Genomic DNA, 14,414 nt, shown 5'->3' on the forward strand with positions numbered 1-14,414 from the left:
AATTTAGAACGGTATTTAGCGACCTGATAGGATGAATTGGGTCGCTAAATTCTACTTTCCAACACACATTCAAGAGGTCTGCTGGCTGTCTGGTATCTACCTGAATTGCCCATGCTTCTGACTTGGTATTGCAGTGCTTATGTTCTGCAAACGGGGAAGGTACAGCCTGAGTGTTTCCCGCTTTAGACGTGCATATATCCAGCAAGAATATCATCATTTCAGGGCTAATTATCATGACAGCATTCTTAAAAACGAGTTGTAAATTGACAGCTTCAACGGTGTGTATCGCAATTGCTTTGGCAGCAGGATGTGCCCAAAATTCATCCTCGCATATGCCCGAAACTGTTGCCTCTACTTGGTCGGAAAAGCCAAACCAATTTTCGCCAAGTTATGATCCTGAAAATTCAGAAGGATGGGTGCTGAATGCAAAGCTGAGTGACGAATTCAATGGGGATAAATTGGATGAGTCAAAATGGTATGTGAATGGCACAGACGGCTATTTTTATCATTGGAAAGGGCGGGCACCCTCTCAATTTGCGCCGCACAATGTGCGGGTTGAAGACGGGATGATGAAGCTGACTTCACGTTGGGAACCAGATTATGAATTTGTCGATGAGACGACGAAGAGTGGTAAATTTGGAGATGATATCGCGCCCGTGACGGCAGCTGCTGTTATCAGTAAAAATCGGTTTTTACACGGCTATATGGAAGTGCGCTCTAAAAGCATGAATGCAGCCATGACAAGTGCATTTTGGACTTTGGGGTATCAATCTGAACTTGATATTTATGAGCAAATTGGGAATCCGAAAGTAAAGAATGGTAGCTTTCGTGAAGACCATTATACATCGGCCATTCATGATTGGCGACCAGGACGGTCGCAAGCTGGCGAGTTTGCCAATAATAAGAGCTTTCATAATGCCTACGATATGAAAACACGAACTGCTGATGCTTTTCACGTTTATGGATGTGAATGGAGTGAAGCGGGATTGAAATTCTATCTTGATGGCAAACTTATCCACGAAACTTCGCGAGAGACTATCGGAGACGGGTGGGTAATAACCAATCCTCTGGAAATTTGGTTTGATTCAGAAATTTTCAATTGGCTGGGCTATCCGCATGCAGAAGAATTACCAGCAGATTATGAAGTTGATTATGTGCGGGTCTGGCAAAAGCCCAATGCGAACTTACTTGATCGTGCATTCTTTGGATTTGAAGGGCCTATAACGGACAAAACATTTCCGCAGCCGCCGCAAGATGTGCGCGGGAATATGCTGGTGAAACCTAAACAGCGTTTTTGGAAGATAAGTGACGAAGCCTCAAAATATGTCACTATTCAAGATGATATATATCGGGGTGGAAAAAGCAGTTTGCTAATTAATGTGCCGGCTAATTCTAAGTCAGGAGATGTGCGTGCCTCCTCACATAAAGGAGATGCTGTTTTGGGAGCAGGTGATTATGTGTTGAAAATGGATGTCCGCGTCGATGATTCAAACACATTGAAGAGGCTTTATGCTGGTTTTGATAAAGCAATTGCGTTTGATCTAACGCAATTGGAAAAAGGAGAGTGGACGACTGTCTCACATGCATTTTCAGCAGATGGTACGATTGGTTCCAAGGCGGGTTTTTCAATTTCAGCCTCAAACGTTGATCTAGAGGGGCAGCAGGCAAAAGTGTTTATCGACAATATAAGCGTAGAAGCCGCTTCTTAATTCTCCAATTCAAAGTGATAAAAACGGGCAGGGCTATAAAGCGCTGCCCGTTTTTGTTTGGGTTAGTTATGGGTAATTATTCCAATTGAATGGGACATGTCGACTTTAGATATAGTCTGCGTTTCTGCTGCGCCGTCAGACCAGTTTACACTTGCAGATATGTCTTGAGTGCAACTTCCCAAACCAAAGTGTAATTGGGTGTTGAAGCTTTGAGAGTAAGGGGATGAAGAGCCGCCAACGCGCTGAATACGCGTTTGGCCACAGGCTTGTACCACGACTGAAGCACCAAGAGCGCTTGCTTTACCTTTGGGGGAGGAACCAATGTTCAATGTGATGAAATGTGCATTTTTTGAAGGAGCAGATTTGTTTTTAAACAAGTGCCATTTGCCGCGTTCATTGTTGATTACTAGGTCTAGTTTGCCGTCTTGATTATAGTCAAAAGTTTCGACGCCGATGCCCGTCGCACCTAGTTCATTGGATATAACACCGTGGTGGTCACTCTCTTTGAATGTTCCATCGCCTTGGTTGAAATACAGCAATGACTTGTTTGCTTGGGCTGGGTTTCCTTGGCGTACAATCAATAAATCTTGATACCCATCATTATTATAATCCCCCACAGCGACGCTGCGTGTGTGTTCATTGCGGGCAAGATTGCTTTTCTGGGTAATATCGACAAACCCTGTTCCTGTGTTTTCCAAAAGCAAATCTTGTGGACCTGCTTCAAATTCATACTCAGGATAAGAAGGTACGTTGTGGATTACACCTGTCATGATAGGATTTGAGCGCGTTTCTATGCGCCATTTGTTATTACCGATATAGCCAAAGTGTAGACCTTGTTTGTCTTGTTTATCAGGCCAACCAAGCGCGTCACTACTGACAATGTGAATGTCCTGACCGCTATGAGTTTCTCCCTCGAATTTAAGCTGATACCCAGATTCGCCAACCCACACAGGAAGGTCTGGCCAAGCAGCTTGATAGTTTTCAATATCGAGCACTTCGCCCAATTCTAAATCTTCCAAACGCAAAGGTGCACGGCGCGCATAAAAGGCCAATGTCTTATTCTCACTATCGTAGAATGTTGCGCCATGAGGGATGTCTTTTGCACGCGTGACATAAAGGTCCAAATCGCCATCATTGTCGAAATCAATCTCTGCAATGGAGGTGACGTCGTTTATTTTGTTGTCGAATTTAAACAGGCTGTCAGATACATCTTTATACTGAAGATCACCTTGGCCCTGCAGCATGGTGATGCGATCAAATCCATAGAAGACAAGGTCGGAAATATTGTCGTTATTATAGTCCGTTACAAGGATACGATGACCTTCTTTAAGTGTGCGGGGGAGGTAGTCTTTAAATACAAACTCTCCCTGACCATCGTTTTTGTATATATAATTGGCACCCTTAGGGTCGGTAAAGTCTAAGGGAATGCCTGTTAGTATTAGGTCTAGATCACCATCATTGTCGCCATCGACGAACTTCGTTGTGCGGCCTCGCATCTTTTTGAAGTCTTCTTTGAAATTCTCCCCATCCGTAATTTTCCTATCTTTAGAGACGTGGAAAACTTTGGCGTTGCGCGCATTGGACCCTGAGCCGCCGCCACGGGAGATGAGAATATCAATATCTCCATCGTCATTGTAATCACCGACAGTAATACCGTGCATGTCACCGACGATTAAATCAGTCCCTTTTGCGTATTTGCCCTTGTTGTTCCAATAGAGTTTGATGCTGTAGCCGTGATCTGTGAGAAGCAGATCCTGAAATCCGTCTTGATCAAGGTCTGCAATAATAGCGTTATCCCATTTGCGGCGGTTCACATTTTCAAATTTGATATCTGAAGTGGTCTCTTCAAATAAGTGATTTGGGCTGTTAGCTGAAGATGCGGTAGGGAGAGTTTGGGAGAGGGCAGATGTCTGACACCCAGTTGCTGCAAGAGCGATAGTGCCAAGCAAGATACGTTTGAAGCCGTGACTAGATGAAGATATTGAAAATTCCCAAATGATGTAAAACTAGAAAGAGGTCTAGAATACCCTCAAACATCATACTTTTCAATTGTTGGTATGTGGCGTTGAGGCGTGTGGTGAACGGAAATTCTATGTAATTAGTTATGATCTTATGGCTTGTGCAATGGCAGTGTCTGGCATCATTGTGTGTATAGAGAATGAGTGTTTGTATTCTCAAAAAATTATCAATTTGGACCCAGATATATGATTGCTTATCGCGCCGCTCTGCCCATGGTCTTTGCAATATGGTTTTTGCAATTGGCTGGCGGAATTCTTGGTCTGGTCACACCACTTGGTTTAGGTGAAATGGGGGTAAGCCTTTCCAATATCGGATTGGTTGCTTCTCTTTATGCCGTGGGGTTTATGGCGGGGGCGTTGAGTGCGCCTTACTGGATTTCACGTATTGGAAATATTCGTTGTTTTTCAATGGCGGCCGCTATCTGCTGTATTAGTTGTTTGAGCATGGATATGTGGCAACATCCGGGTGTTTGGGCTGTGCTGCGCCTTTTAATTGGCCTTGCTTTTTCTCTCATGGTGACCGCGATTGAATCTTGGATGGGGGCAGCAATATCGCCTGCGCAACGCGGCGGCGTGATGAGTATCTATCACTTGGTCGCAAAAGCGGCGCTATTGCTGGGGCCTTTGATTATAATTGGGAATGCGTCATTGGATCATACCAATTATGTGTTGTCGGGGATATTTCTAGCAGCTGCGCTGATACCTGTGTGTATCACAAAACAGAATGAACCTCCGCGACCTGTGAGAGATAATAAGTCGATATTCTCTCTTATACATACTGCGCCTTCGGCGGTGATTGGGGCGTTTTTTGCGGGTGCGATCAACTCAGCAGTAATGGCGTTATTGCCCTTATTTATGCAGCCCTTTTCGCGTGCGGAAGATGTTACTTTATATGCAGCCTTAGCTCTTGCGGCAGTGAATGTGGGGGGATTGATTAGCCAATGGCCTATGGGCTGGCTGTCTGACCATATGGATCGCAGGGTCGTTGTTGGGATTACTGCGATTATTGCGGCGGTGGCGGGGGCAATAATCTTTTTCTTTGCAGAGCTTATGTCTATGTCCGTCCTTCTTGTGCTTTTGGGCATATGGGGAGCGGGTTCGCTGGTGTATTATGGAATTTGCGTGGCCCATGGCGTGGATCGTTCAAAGAAAGAGCAGATTACGCAAATGATGTCTCTTCTACTATTTGTGTGGGCGACAGGGGCGGTTATCGGCCCCTTCGTGCTGGGGCTAGCTATGAACAGCCTATTGGGTGTGAAGGGGTTGTTTGGTGTCGTCTTTATTCTTCACCTGTTTTTGGCATTTGTGATGATTGTACGTAATAGCAGCCGTGCATCTCCACCCGAAGATGCGCAAGCTGATTGGCACCCAACATTGCCCTCAACAGTTGCTATGATTGATATTGATCCAAGAACACCAGATGAGGGGGGAATACAGGGGAAAAGCGAGACTCACTCGCTTTAAGCAGAGGAATATATCTGTTGAGCTTTAGTTTACTTACTGCTTGCGCGACTTCAAGAAGTCTGCTTGTAGCCGATACATTCTTAGGGCGTTTTGATATTCGCCATCAACAAAGAACTCATTGATAAGGCAACCTTCTTCGATGAAGCCGGCTGTTTTATAAATATGGATTGCTGCCTCATTTGAAGTTGAGACGATAAGGTAGACTTTATTCAGGTTGAGAATGCAGAAAGCGTAATCAAGTGCCAGATTGGTGATGGTCTTGCCATAACCTTCGCCTTGGTGTGTGGGGGCGACAATGACCTGAAATTCTGCGCGGCGATGAATGTAGTTGATTTCTACAAGCTCAACCAAGCCGATACGATCACCTGTCTCATCCTCCGCTATGAAACGACGCTCTGAGAGGTCATGAATGTGTTTTAAATAAAGTTCTTCAAGCTCGACAAAGGACTCATAGGGCTCTTCAAACCAGTAATTCATAACGCGACGATTATTGTTCAGCTCGTGAACAAATTGTAGGTCACCCTTTTCAAGAGCGCGCAATTTTGCAGAAATAGGGGACATTCAAAGCTTCTTTCGCGTGGAAATAATGGCTGTTATTGAGTGTGCATTTGGTGATGTCATAGCACAGACTCATGCGCGGATAGCATTGAAATTTGTTGAAAAAAGGCTGGATTTTCAGAATTTCCGGTTTCTTATATTAGAGCTCTGTCCATTGACGCAAAAGATTGTGGTAGACACCAGTCAGTGACAAAACGATATCGTGGCTTTCGCCTAATTCTGCACGTGCTTTCATAATGCTCTGGTCAAGATCAAATAGAGTGCGACGCTGTCCATCATCTTTGACCATGGATTGGCTCCAGAAAAAGCTTGCCCATCGTGTACCGCGGGTAACTGGGTTTACGCGATGTAGGCTATTTGCGGAATAGACAACCATATCTCCCGCTTCAAACTTTATACATTGTTCGCCATACGTATCCTGTATTACGAGTTCACCACCTTCATATTCGTCTGGATCAGATAAGAAGAGGGTAGAAGAAACATCTGTGCGAATACGAAGCCCTGCGGATTGAATAAACCTTACTGCGTTATCTATGTGAGCGCCAAAGGACATGCCTTCATTATATCGATTGAAAAGCGGTGGGTAGACGCGCAAAGGTAGGGCAGCGGCGTTGAAGACTGGGTGTTGAGCGAGCGCCGGTAATAGGATCTGCTGCAACTGAGAGGCTGTATCACTGTCTTCAGGAATTTGAAGGTTGTTTTTTGTTTGAGAGGATTGAATGCCCGCAGTAACTTTGCCGTCAACCCACTGAGAACTTTCTAGAATTTTTCTAATTTCTTTGACTTGCGTGGTTGAAAGTACTTTTTCTGCTTTGATCAGCATGTCTGCCTCCCATATTGTATAAAAATGTGCCGGACCACCTTCCTGCAAATGGTCCGGCACATGACAAATACATCCTAATCCAACTACATTTTGTGTCTGGTCGCCGTGTAGTTGTTAGCGCTGATTAGAATGTTGCTGTCAAGCTTGCGATAGCTGTGCGCCCTGCTGCGGGGGTCACACGACTAGAGTGGATTTGGCTGAAATAGTCTTCATCCGTTAGGTTGTTGATATTTAGTGCGGCGCGGTAGTTGCCAAAATCGTAAGCAATAAAACTATCCATTGTGGTGCGCCCATCCAATTTCTGTGTGTTGGAGGTGTTGAGGAAGACTTCGCTTTGGTAATTTACACTACCACCAATTTGAAGACCTTTTAGCGGGCCGTTTAACAAGTTGTACGTAACGAATACATTTGCGGCATTTTCAGGTACATACTGTGTTTTGTTGCCCGTTACGCTGGAATCTATGAGGCCGGAACGGTTCACATATTCATCGATTGTGGAATTGAGATAAGTGTAATTGGCCGAAATATTCAACGCATCTGTCGCCTGACCTGAAAGACCAATTTCTATACCTTCAACGCTTTGCTTGAGGCCGGATGCTGTAATATCACCCGAAATAGGATCGGTTTCTTTTGCATTGTCCTTTTCAGTTTTGAATATTGAGGATTGAAGAAGGATATTCCCGCCCAATAAACCAATTTTGGCACCTATTTCGTATGATTTGTTCTCTTCAGGATCTAGATCTTGCGTCGTGGAAGATAGGCTTGTGCCGTTAGCGATCGTGACACCTGGAGGTGTCGCAGATGTAGAGTAAGAAATATAATAGTGTTGATATTCTGTCGGTTCCCATAATAGACTTGCCTTGGGGTTGAAGAACTCAGTGTTGGACGCATATTGCGTAAGACAATTATCTCCCAATGTGCCGCTGCATGCTGTGGGTGCATAAGGTGTTGTGAAATCTATTCGGTTTTGGTCAACTTCATAGGAGTTGAAGCGACCGCCCAACACCATTGAGATTGCTTCTGTGAACCATAGTTGGTCATGTATGAAAATGGAGATGTCTTTTCCGGTAGTATCTTCAATTCTGTAAACCTGACCCAATGCCGGCCCTTCTCCATGCGTGGGTGAAAGGACACTTTTAGGGACGCGGCCACGGTCAGTGGTATCAAATCCAAGGCGTTTACGTTCGTTAGATTGGTAGGACGCATCCCAGCCTATAAGAAGCTCATTTTCTAAATGGCCCAATGGGGAGGTGACGCGAAGAGTGGAGACATTTTGAACGCCCCATGTGTTTTGATCATAGGGACTAGATCGGGTTAGGATTTCAGCATTTGCGCGTGTTGCTTCATCTTCTATTCCAATACAATCCGCACCCGTACTACAGGAGTTGATAGTTTGCACGAATAGACGGCTATACGCACCGACCTTGGTGTCACTTGTGAATTCTATATTGTCACTTATTGAATGTTTAAAACGCGCAGTCAGGGAGTCGACAATGGATTCGTCCGTGTCTGAATCATATCCGTAAAAGTTAGAACTTGGGATGCCATATTCCGTGAGGGGGCGATTGTTGTAAAAGCCAACGCCATAATCAGGTGTGCGATCGTCTTCTTGGTGGAGATAAGATAGGGTGAAGCTTGTTTTCTTGCCCAGACCAAATCCGATAGATGGTGCAAAACCCCAACGTTTTGAATTGATCACGTCTCGCCCTTCAACGCCATTCTCATGAACCATTGCGTTGATACGAAGTGCTGTTGAGCTGTTTAGCTGCTGGTTCCAGTCACCAGAGAAACGCGCATAATCTGCAGTACCAGCTGAAATTGTTCCGCTAATTGCGTTCTTAAGGTGAGGTGTTTTAGAGCTAGTGTTAATACCACCGCCAGTGACCCCGCGGCCTAATGTTGTGGAGGATGATCCTTTGAGGACTTCAACCTGCTCAAAATTGAAACTATCGCGGGTGAAAACACCGAAATCACGAAGGCCATCGGTAAAGATATCATTCTTCGCTGATAACCCACGAATAAAGAATTGGTCGCCATTGAGGACGCCGCCTTCACCTAGGTCTGTTGTGATACCAGGGACATTGCGCAGTGCCTGTTCCAGCGTGTTGACTCCTTGGGCTTTGAGTAGGTCTTGGTCGATTACATTGATTATTTGAGGAATATCTTCAACGGGACCAGTGAGTGTAGAGATAGAAGACTCTACTTTTTGACCATCCACATGCACTGTATCCATGACACGCTCTTTATCTTTAGGAGGTGCGGTTTCGTCTGCGTTCGCGGGAAGTGCAGCCCATCCTGATAGAAGTGCGAGCCCCAAAACACCTGCGACAGCAGTATCTGATTTAGGTGGGTTCGCGGAAGTCGATTCCAGCGTTGTCTTACTGTTTGGCATTTGCATTTTGGCCCCTTATAAAATGCTATTGATAATCATTCGCAAATCTCTACAAGGTGCGAGGTTGTAAATCAATAGCGATTGAGAATCATTTGCAAATAAATCTGAAAAAGGTTGGAAATTGGGAGGGCGCGCTGCGCTAAATGATTGAATGAGCCTCGTTCAAACTGAGTTTGAAACAGATTTTGAGTTTAGAGTATTTTGCTCAAGTGGCTGTATAATGGTTAGAATGTTGATTTTATATATAAAAATATAAATTAGAGAATTGTGTGAAAACACTTATTCATCACAGGGCGAAGATGAAGAAATGACGAGTATGCACGACTAAGTTATTCTGGAATAAGATATTCTGGGTGAGACAGGTATTTGCGTGCTTTTTATGCAAAGTGAGTTGTGTCTTAAATTTTGTATACTATGTTTAGGGGCCCGGACGAGATGCGCCGTACCCGGTTAAGACAAGACGACGCCTTTGTTTTTATAAAGGAGTCGCATTATGTCGATTGCGTGGGTTTATCTTTTTGCTGCCGGTCTTTTAGAAATTTGCTGGGTTTTAGGGATGAAATACTCTCAAGGCTTTACCAAGCTTGGTCCCAGTGTCTTCACGATCATCACACTATCTTTTAGCATGTATCTTCTGGCAAAATCAGTAAGCGTTATTCCTGTTGGGACGGCTTATGGAATTTGGGTTGGGATAGGTGCAATTGGTGCTGCTGCAATGGGGATATTCCTGTTTCATGAGCCAGTAACACCCTTCCGGCTCATATTTCTTGGAATGCTCTTTGTCGCGATTATTGGATTGAAACTCACTGCCGCATAAGGCGCAATGTACAAACGCACCCCTATTCACATAGACAAAGGTGTCCGTATGAATAGGGGATGATGTATACTATGATCCGGCGTTTATTGTTGTTTCAGGCCATCCGCCTAAAGCGCGGAAAACTGACACCGCGTTTAAGGCTTTGTCACGCTGTGTCGCGATGAGTAATTGCTGCGCTGAGTAATTGTTTCTTTGCGCATCTAGCACAGGCAAATAGCTATCAATTCCCGCAGAGAAGCGTTCGTTTGATAGATCAAGCGTGGCTTGGTTGTCTTCTGCCAAGGCGTTTAGCGCATCAAGACGTTCTTCTATTGTGTCAGCAACAGCGAGTGCATCTGCTGTTTCTTTAAAGGCGGACTGAATAGCATATTCATAATTTGCAAGCGCGGCTTCCTGTTGGGCTTTGCTGACATTCAATGCACTTTTTCGGCGTCCGCCGTCGAAAATAGGAAGAGAGATACTCGGTCCCAACGACCATCCGCCAGAGGTTACATCTACAAGATTGTTCAGATCAGCGCTGGCATATCCAATAGTTCCCGTAAGGGAGATCGAAGGGAAAAATGCTGCGCGTGCTGCTCCTATATTGGCGTTTGCAGCAAGGAGTGTGCGCTCTGCTGCGATAACGTCAGGGCGGTTAAGTAGGATTGAAGAGGATTGCGCGAATGGCAAATTTTCAGTTGTTGGCGCAAATTCAAGATTTGCTGTTTCCAACACATCTTCGGGCAGGGGAGCGCCTACCAATAGACGCAATGTATTTAAGTTCTGGCTTACAACAGCTTTAAGGCGAGCGGCTTCAGCCCGAGCAGTATGCACACTTGAGGAAGCACGGTGAATATCAAGTTCATTCGCAACACCGGAGTTGAAGCGGCGCTGTGTTAGCTCTAGGGAAGACATTTGGCTTTGCGCAGTTTCTTCTGCGAGCAATAAAAGTCTTTTGTTACTTGCGAGAGATATCCAAGCATCGGCAACAGAAGACACAAGTAATATCTTTGTTGCGCGTTCGCCTTCTACGCTGGACAACCAAGATTGAAGAGCTGCCTCACTTAAGTTTGCGACGCGCCCGAAGAAATCGAGTTCGTAGCTGGATAAACCCACATTTAGAGCAGAGCCATCACTGAAGGTGCCTTGAGCAGTTGCTGTTGCATCCTCCTCAAAGGTTTCTCCTTCGCGCACGCTTCCGCCGACGGCCAAGCTAGGCCAGCGTGCTGAACCTGTAATGCCATATTGGGCTCGGGCAGCGCGAACATTGGCAGCGACAGCTCGCAAGCTACGGTTTTGCGTTAGGGCTGTATCAATAAGGCTTTGGAGCTGTGGTGCGGTAAACACAGATTGCCATTGAAGTAGCTCGGCTGTGTTTTCCTTAAGGTCTATGTCATGCAGATCTGCTGGCACTGGCGGCGCGACTGGATCGTAATCTGGCGCGAGGCTCACACAGCCTCCAAGGAGGCTTGCGCCTGTCATTGCGATCATAACGGAGTGTTGTTTACTCATGCTGATACGCCTTCTGCAGGAGGGAGAGATTTATTTGATTTTCCGCCTGTAAGTTTGCGGATGATCACATAAAATAGGGGGGCGAAGAAGATTGCAAAGAATGTAGCCGAGATTAGACCACCCACAACAGTTATACCAATTGCGACACGAGCTCCAGCACCTGCACCCGTTGCCAAGGCAAGCGGCAATACACCGAAACCAAATGCAAATGATGTCATCAAGATTGGACGAAGGCGCATACGAACAGCTTCAAGAGTGGCTTCAATCAGTTCTTTGCCTTGATCTTCCAGTGATCTAGCAAACTCGATAATCAAAATCGCGTTTTTAGATGCAAGTCCCACCGTGGTTAGAATACCCACTTGGAAGAAAACATCATTCGCTAAGTCAAAGAAGTGCGCTGCTGCAATCGCTCCTGTTACACCGAGGGGAGCAACAAGAAGAACGGCAAGGGGCACGGTCCAGCTCTCATATAAGGCAGCAAGACATAGGAAGATAAACAGCACAGAAAGTAGATAAAGCGCGTTGGCTTGGTTGCCAGACTCTTTTTCTTGAGCACTCATGCCAACCCATTCAGCGGCGTAATTTCCCGGAAGCTGAGAGACCAACTCTTCCATTTTTACCAAGGCGTCACCAGAGCTTGTGCCCGGCGCTGCCATTCCTTGAATGTTCAAGGCTGGGAGGCCGTCAAAGCGTTTAAGTTGAGGCGAACCTGTTTTCCATTGAGTTGAAATAATCTCTTCAATCGGAGTTAGCTCTCCTGTGCTGTTTCGTACACGCCACTCTCCAAAATCATCTGGCTGCATGCGGTATTCAGCATCACCTTGGACATAAACACGTTTGATACGTCCACGATCAAGGAAGTCGTTGACATATGTGCCACCAAACCCAACAGACAATACATTCGTGATGTCTGATAGTTGAATGCCTAAGGAGGCCGCTTTTTGGTAATCAATCTCGACATTAAATTCAGGGCTGTCTGAGATACCGTTTGGACGCACGCCCATGAGTGTTGGCTCCTGAGACGCCATGCCTAATAACTGCATCTGAGCATTGGCAAGTGCGCTTCCACCAACACCGGACAAGTCTTGTAGATACATATCAAAACCACTGGCGTTTCCTAATTCACGAATAGGAGGTGGGTTGATAGCGAAGACCATGGCTTCAAGATCGCCTGCGAATGCTTGGCTTGTGCGATTGGCGATATTGAATGAGTTGTTTTCAAGTCCTTCGCGATCTTTCCAATCCTTTAGAGGGAGGAAGGATAGACCCATGTTTTGGCCCGCTCCAGCAAAGCTGAAACCGGATATGGTGAAGACACCTTTTATGTTGTCTCCTTCTTTTTCCATATAGTGTTTCCCAATGCGGTCCATCACGTCGATTGTACGCTCTTTGCTTGCATCAACAGGCAATTGAGCGACCGTGATAACAACACCTTGGTCTTCATCTGGAAGGAAAGAGGTAGGAAGGCGGACAAAACCAAATGCTGCGACAGCACCGATGATTAAGAATACGCCGAAAAAGACCCAACGTCTGCGAATGACACGCTCTACGACGCCCGTATATCCATGCTCAAGTTTGCGGAAACCAGAGTTGAATAAATCACCGGGTTTATTGATCCAGCTTTTGGCATTCCCGTGTGTGTTTTTCAATATGGTTGCACAAAGGGCAGGGGAAAGCACAATTGCCACGATAACCGACAATATCATCGCGGATACAATTGTGACGGAGAACTGACGGTAGATCACGCCGGCTGAACCTGGAAAGAATGCCATGGGAATGAAAACGGAAGATAGTACAACGGCAATACCCACTAGCGCACCAGTGATCTGGCCCATGGATTTACGCGTAGCGTCGATGGGAGATAACCCATCTTCTTCCATCACACGTTCAACGTTTTCAACAACAACAATCGCATCATCCACGAGAAGACCAATAGCAAGGACCATGGCAAACATGGTCAGCATGTTGATGGAATACCCAAATACTGAAAGGACTGCGAAAGTTCCAAGCAGAACGACAGGCACAGCAATCATCGGAATGAAAGAGGCTCTTAAAGACTGCAAGAAGATGAAAATAACGAGGAATACGAGAACAATCGCTTCTATGAGTGTGTGCTCAACAGAACTGATAGATTCTTCAATGAACGGCGTTGTATCGTAAGGGAATACAACCTCGATATCATTGGGGAAACTTTCACTACGAGAGAGAATGCTTTCACGAACAATTTCTGCAGTTTCTAGAGCGTTTGCACCTGTCGCTAGCGACACAGCAAATGCGGCAGCGGGTGCTCTGTTAAAGCGCGGCTCGATTGTGTAGTTTTCTGAGCCTTTTTCAACGCGCGCAACGTCTTCAAGATAAATCGGTGTTCCTTCGGCGCTGGATCGGATAAGCAATTTTTTGAAATCGTCGACCGTCGTCAGTAGGGACTGAAGAGTAATTGTCGCGGTGATTTCTTGCCCCTCAACGGAGGGTGCACCACCGATGGAACCGGATGATATTTGTGCGTTTTGTGCTTGAATTGCGTTGGTGATATCGCTCGGTATTAGATTGAATTTGTTCAGTTTGTTAGGGTCTAGCCAGATGCGCATAGCATATTGGGACCCAAATAATTGTACGCTTCCGACGCCTTTGAGGCGGCTGACTTCATCAATAAGATTGCTGCGAACATAATCACCTAAATCAGCTGTGTCATAGGTGCGGTTTGGGGATGTTAAGGCTGCAACCATCAAGAAACTTGCAGATGCTTTATTTACGGTAACCCCTTGGCGCTGAACTTCGGAAGGAAGTAAAGGCGTTGCCAGTGAAAGTTTGTTTTGGACCTGCACTTGCGCAATATCTGGATCTGTTCCGGTTGCGAAAGTCAGCGTGATTGAACTGGTTCCGGCAGAACTGGATATAGATGACATATAATCTAAGCCATCCAATCCCGTCATTTGTTGTTCAATCGTCTGCGTAACTGAATCTTCAATAGATTTAGCAGATGCACCCGGGTAAGTGGCACCGATAGTAATCGTTGTGGGTGCAATATCAGGGTATTGAGCAACAGGAAGGTTGTTTAGCGATAGTGCACCTGCAAGCATGATGACAATCGCTATGACCCACGCAAATACGGGGCGGTCGATAAAGAAGCTGGCCATTGGGG

9 protein-coding genes and 1 riboswitch are annotated in these 14,414 nt (G+C 45.8%); of the genes, 3 read left to right on the forward strand and 6 right to left on the reverse strand.

The genetic code is table 11. The annotated features are described in order from the left end of the window. The first annotated feature begins 233 nt into the window (after nucleotides 1-233). Complete coding sequence (locus ACFQS8_RS13495) at nucleotides 234-1,709, forward strand: family 16 glycosylhydrolase (protein ID WP_382168230.1); 1,476 nt, start codon at nucleotides 234-236, stop codon at nucleotides 1,707-1,709. A gap of 62 nt (nucleotides 1,710-1,771) precedes the next feature. Here the strand turns inward: ACFQS8_RS13495 and ACFQS8_RS13500 are convergent, their stop codons facing one another. Beyond that, on the reverse strand, nucleotides 1,772-3,658 hold the full coding sequence (locus tag ACFQS8_RS13500) for a CRTAC1 family protein (protein ID WP_382168232.1): 1,887 nt from the start codon (nucleotides 3,656-3,658) through the stop codon (nucleotides 1,772-1,774). 255 nt (nucleotides 3,659-3,913) lie between these two features. On the opposite strand from ACFQS8_RS13500, the gene ACFQS8_RS13505 reads away from it, so the two are divergent. Beyond that, entirely contained in the window at nucleotides 3,914-5,191 is a 1,278-nt protein-coding gene (locus ACFQS8_RS13505; protein ID WP_382168234.1) for an MFS transporter, read from the forward strand. Between the two features lie 33 nt (nucleotides 5,192-5,224). Here the strand turns inward: ACFQS8_RS13505 and speG are convergent, their stop codons facing one another. The 3 genes from speG to ACFQS8_RS13520 form a co-directional block, all read right to left on the reverse strand. Next, entirely contained in the window at nucleotides 5,225-5,752 is a 528-nt protein-coding gene (gene speG / locus ACFQS8_RS13510; RefSeq protein ID WP_382168236.1) for a spermidine N1-acetyltransferase, read from the reverse strand. A 136-nt stretch (nucleotides 5,753-5,888) separates the two neighbouring features. Next, nucleotides 5,889-6,572: a Fe2+-dependent dioxygenase gene (locus ACFQS8_RS13515; RefSeq protein ID WP_382168238.1), complete on the reverse strand. Its 684-nt coding sequence runs from the start codon at nucleotides 6,570-6,572 to the stop codon at nucleotides 5,889-5,891. A 124-nt stretch (nucleotides 6,573-6,696) separates the two neighbouring features. Beyond that, on the reverse strand, nucleotides 6,697-8,970 hold the full coding sequence (locus tag ACFQS8_RS13520; protein WP_382168239.1) for a TonB-dependent receptor: 2,274 nt from the start codon (nucleotides 8,968-8,970) through the stop codon (nucleotides 6,697-6,699). Between the two features lie 399 nt (nucleotides 8,971-9,369). Beyond that, a riboswitch (guanidine-III (ykkC-III) riboswitch) is annotated at nucleotides 9,370-9,434 on the forward strand. Between the two features lie 23 nt (nucleotides 9,435-9,457). Between ACFQS8_RS13520 and ACFQS8_RS13525 the strand changes: the two genes are divergently transcribed. Continuing rightward, on the forward strand, nucleotides 9,458-9,781 hold the full coding sequence (locus ACFQS8_RS13525; RefSeq protein ID WP_382168241.1) for a DMT family transporter: 324 nt from the start codon (nucleotides 9,458-9,460) through the stop codon (nucleotides 9,779-9,781). A 69-nt stretch (nucleotides 9,782-9,850) separates the two neighbouring features. On the opposite strand, the gene ACFQS8_RS13530 is transcribed toward ACFQS8_RS13525, so the two are convergent. Both ACFQS8_RS13530 and ACFQS8_RS13535 read right to left on the reverse strand, forming a co-directional pair. Then, on the reverse strand, nucleotides 9,851-11,272 hold the full coding sequence (locus tag ACFQS8_RS13530; protein ID WP_382168243.1) for an efflux transporter outer membrane subunit: 1,422 nt from the start codon (nucleotides 11,270-11,272) through the stop codon (nucleotides 9,851-9,853). Further along, complete coding sequence (locus ACFQS8_RS13535) at nucleotides 11,269-14,409, reverse strand: efflux RND transporter permease subunit (RefSeq protein WP_382168245.1); 3,141 nt, start codon at nucleotides 14,407-14,409, stop codon at nucleotides 11,269-11,271. Before ACFQS8_RS13535 ends, ACFQS8_RS13530 begins: the two co-directional genes overlap by 4 nt. Between the last annotated feature and the right edge of the window lie 5 nt (nucleotides 14,410-14,414).

The organism is Hirschia litorea (assembly GCF_042665075.1).
Lineage (GTDB): Bacteria > Pseudomonadota > Alphaproteobacteria > Caulobacterales > Hyphomonadaceae > Hirschia > Hirschia litorea.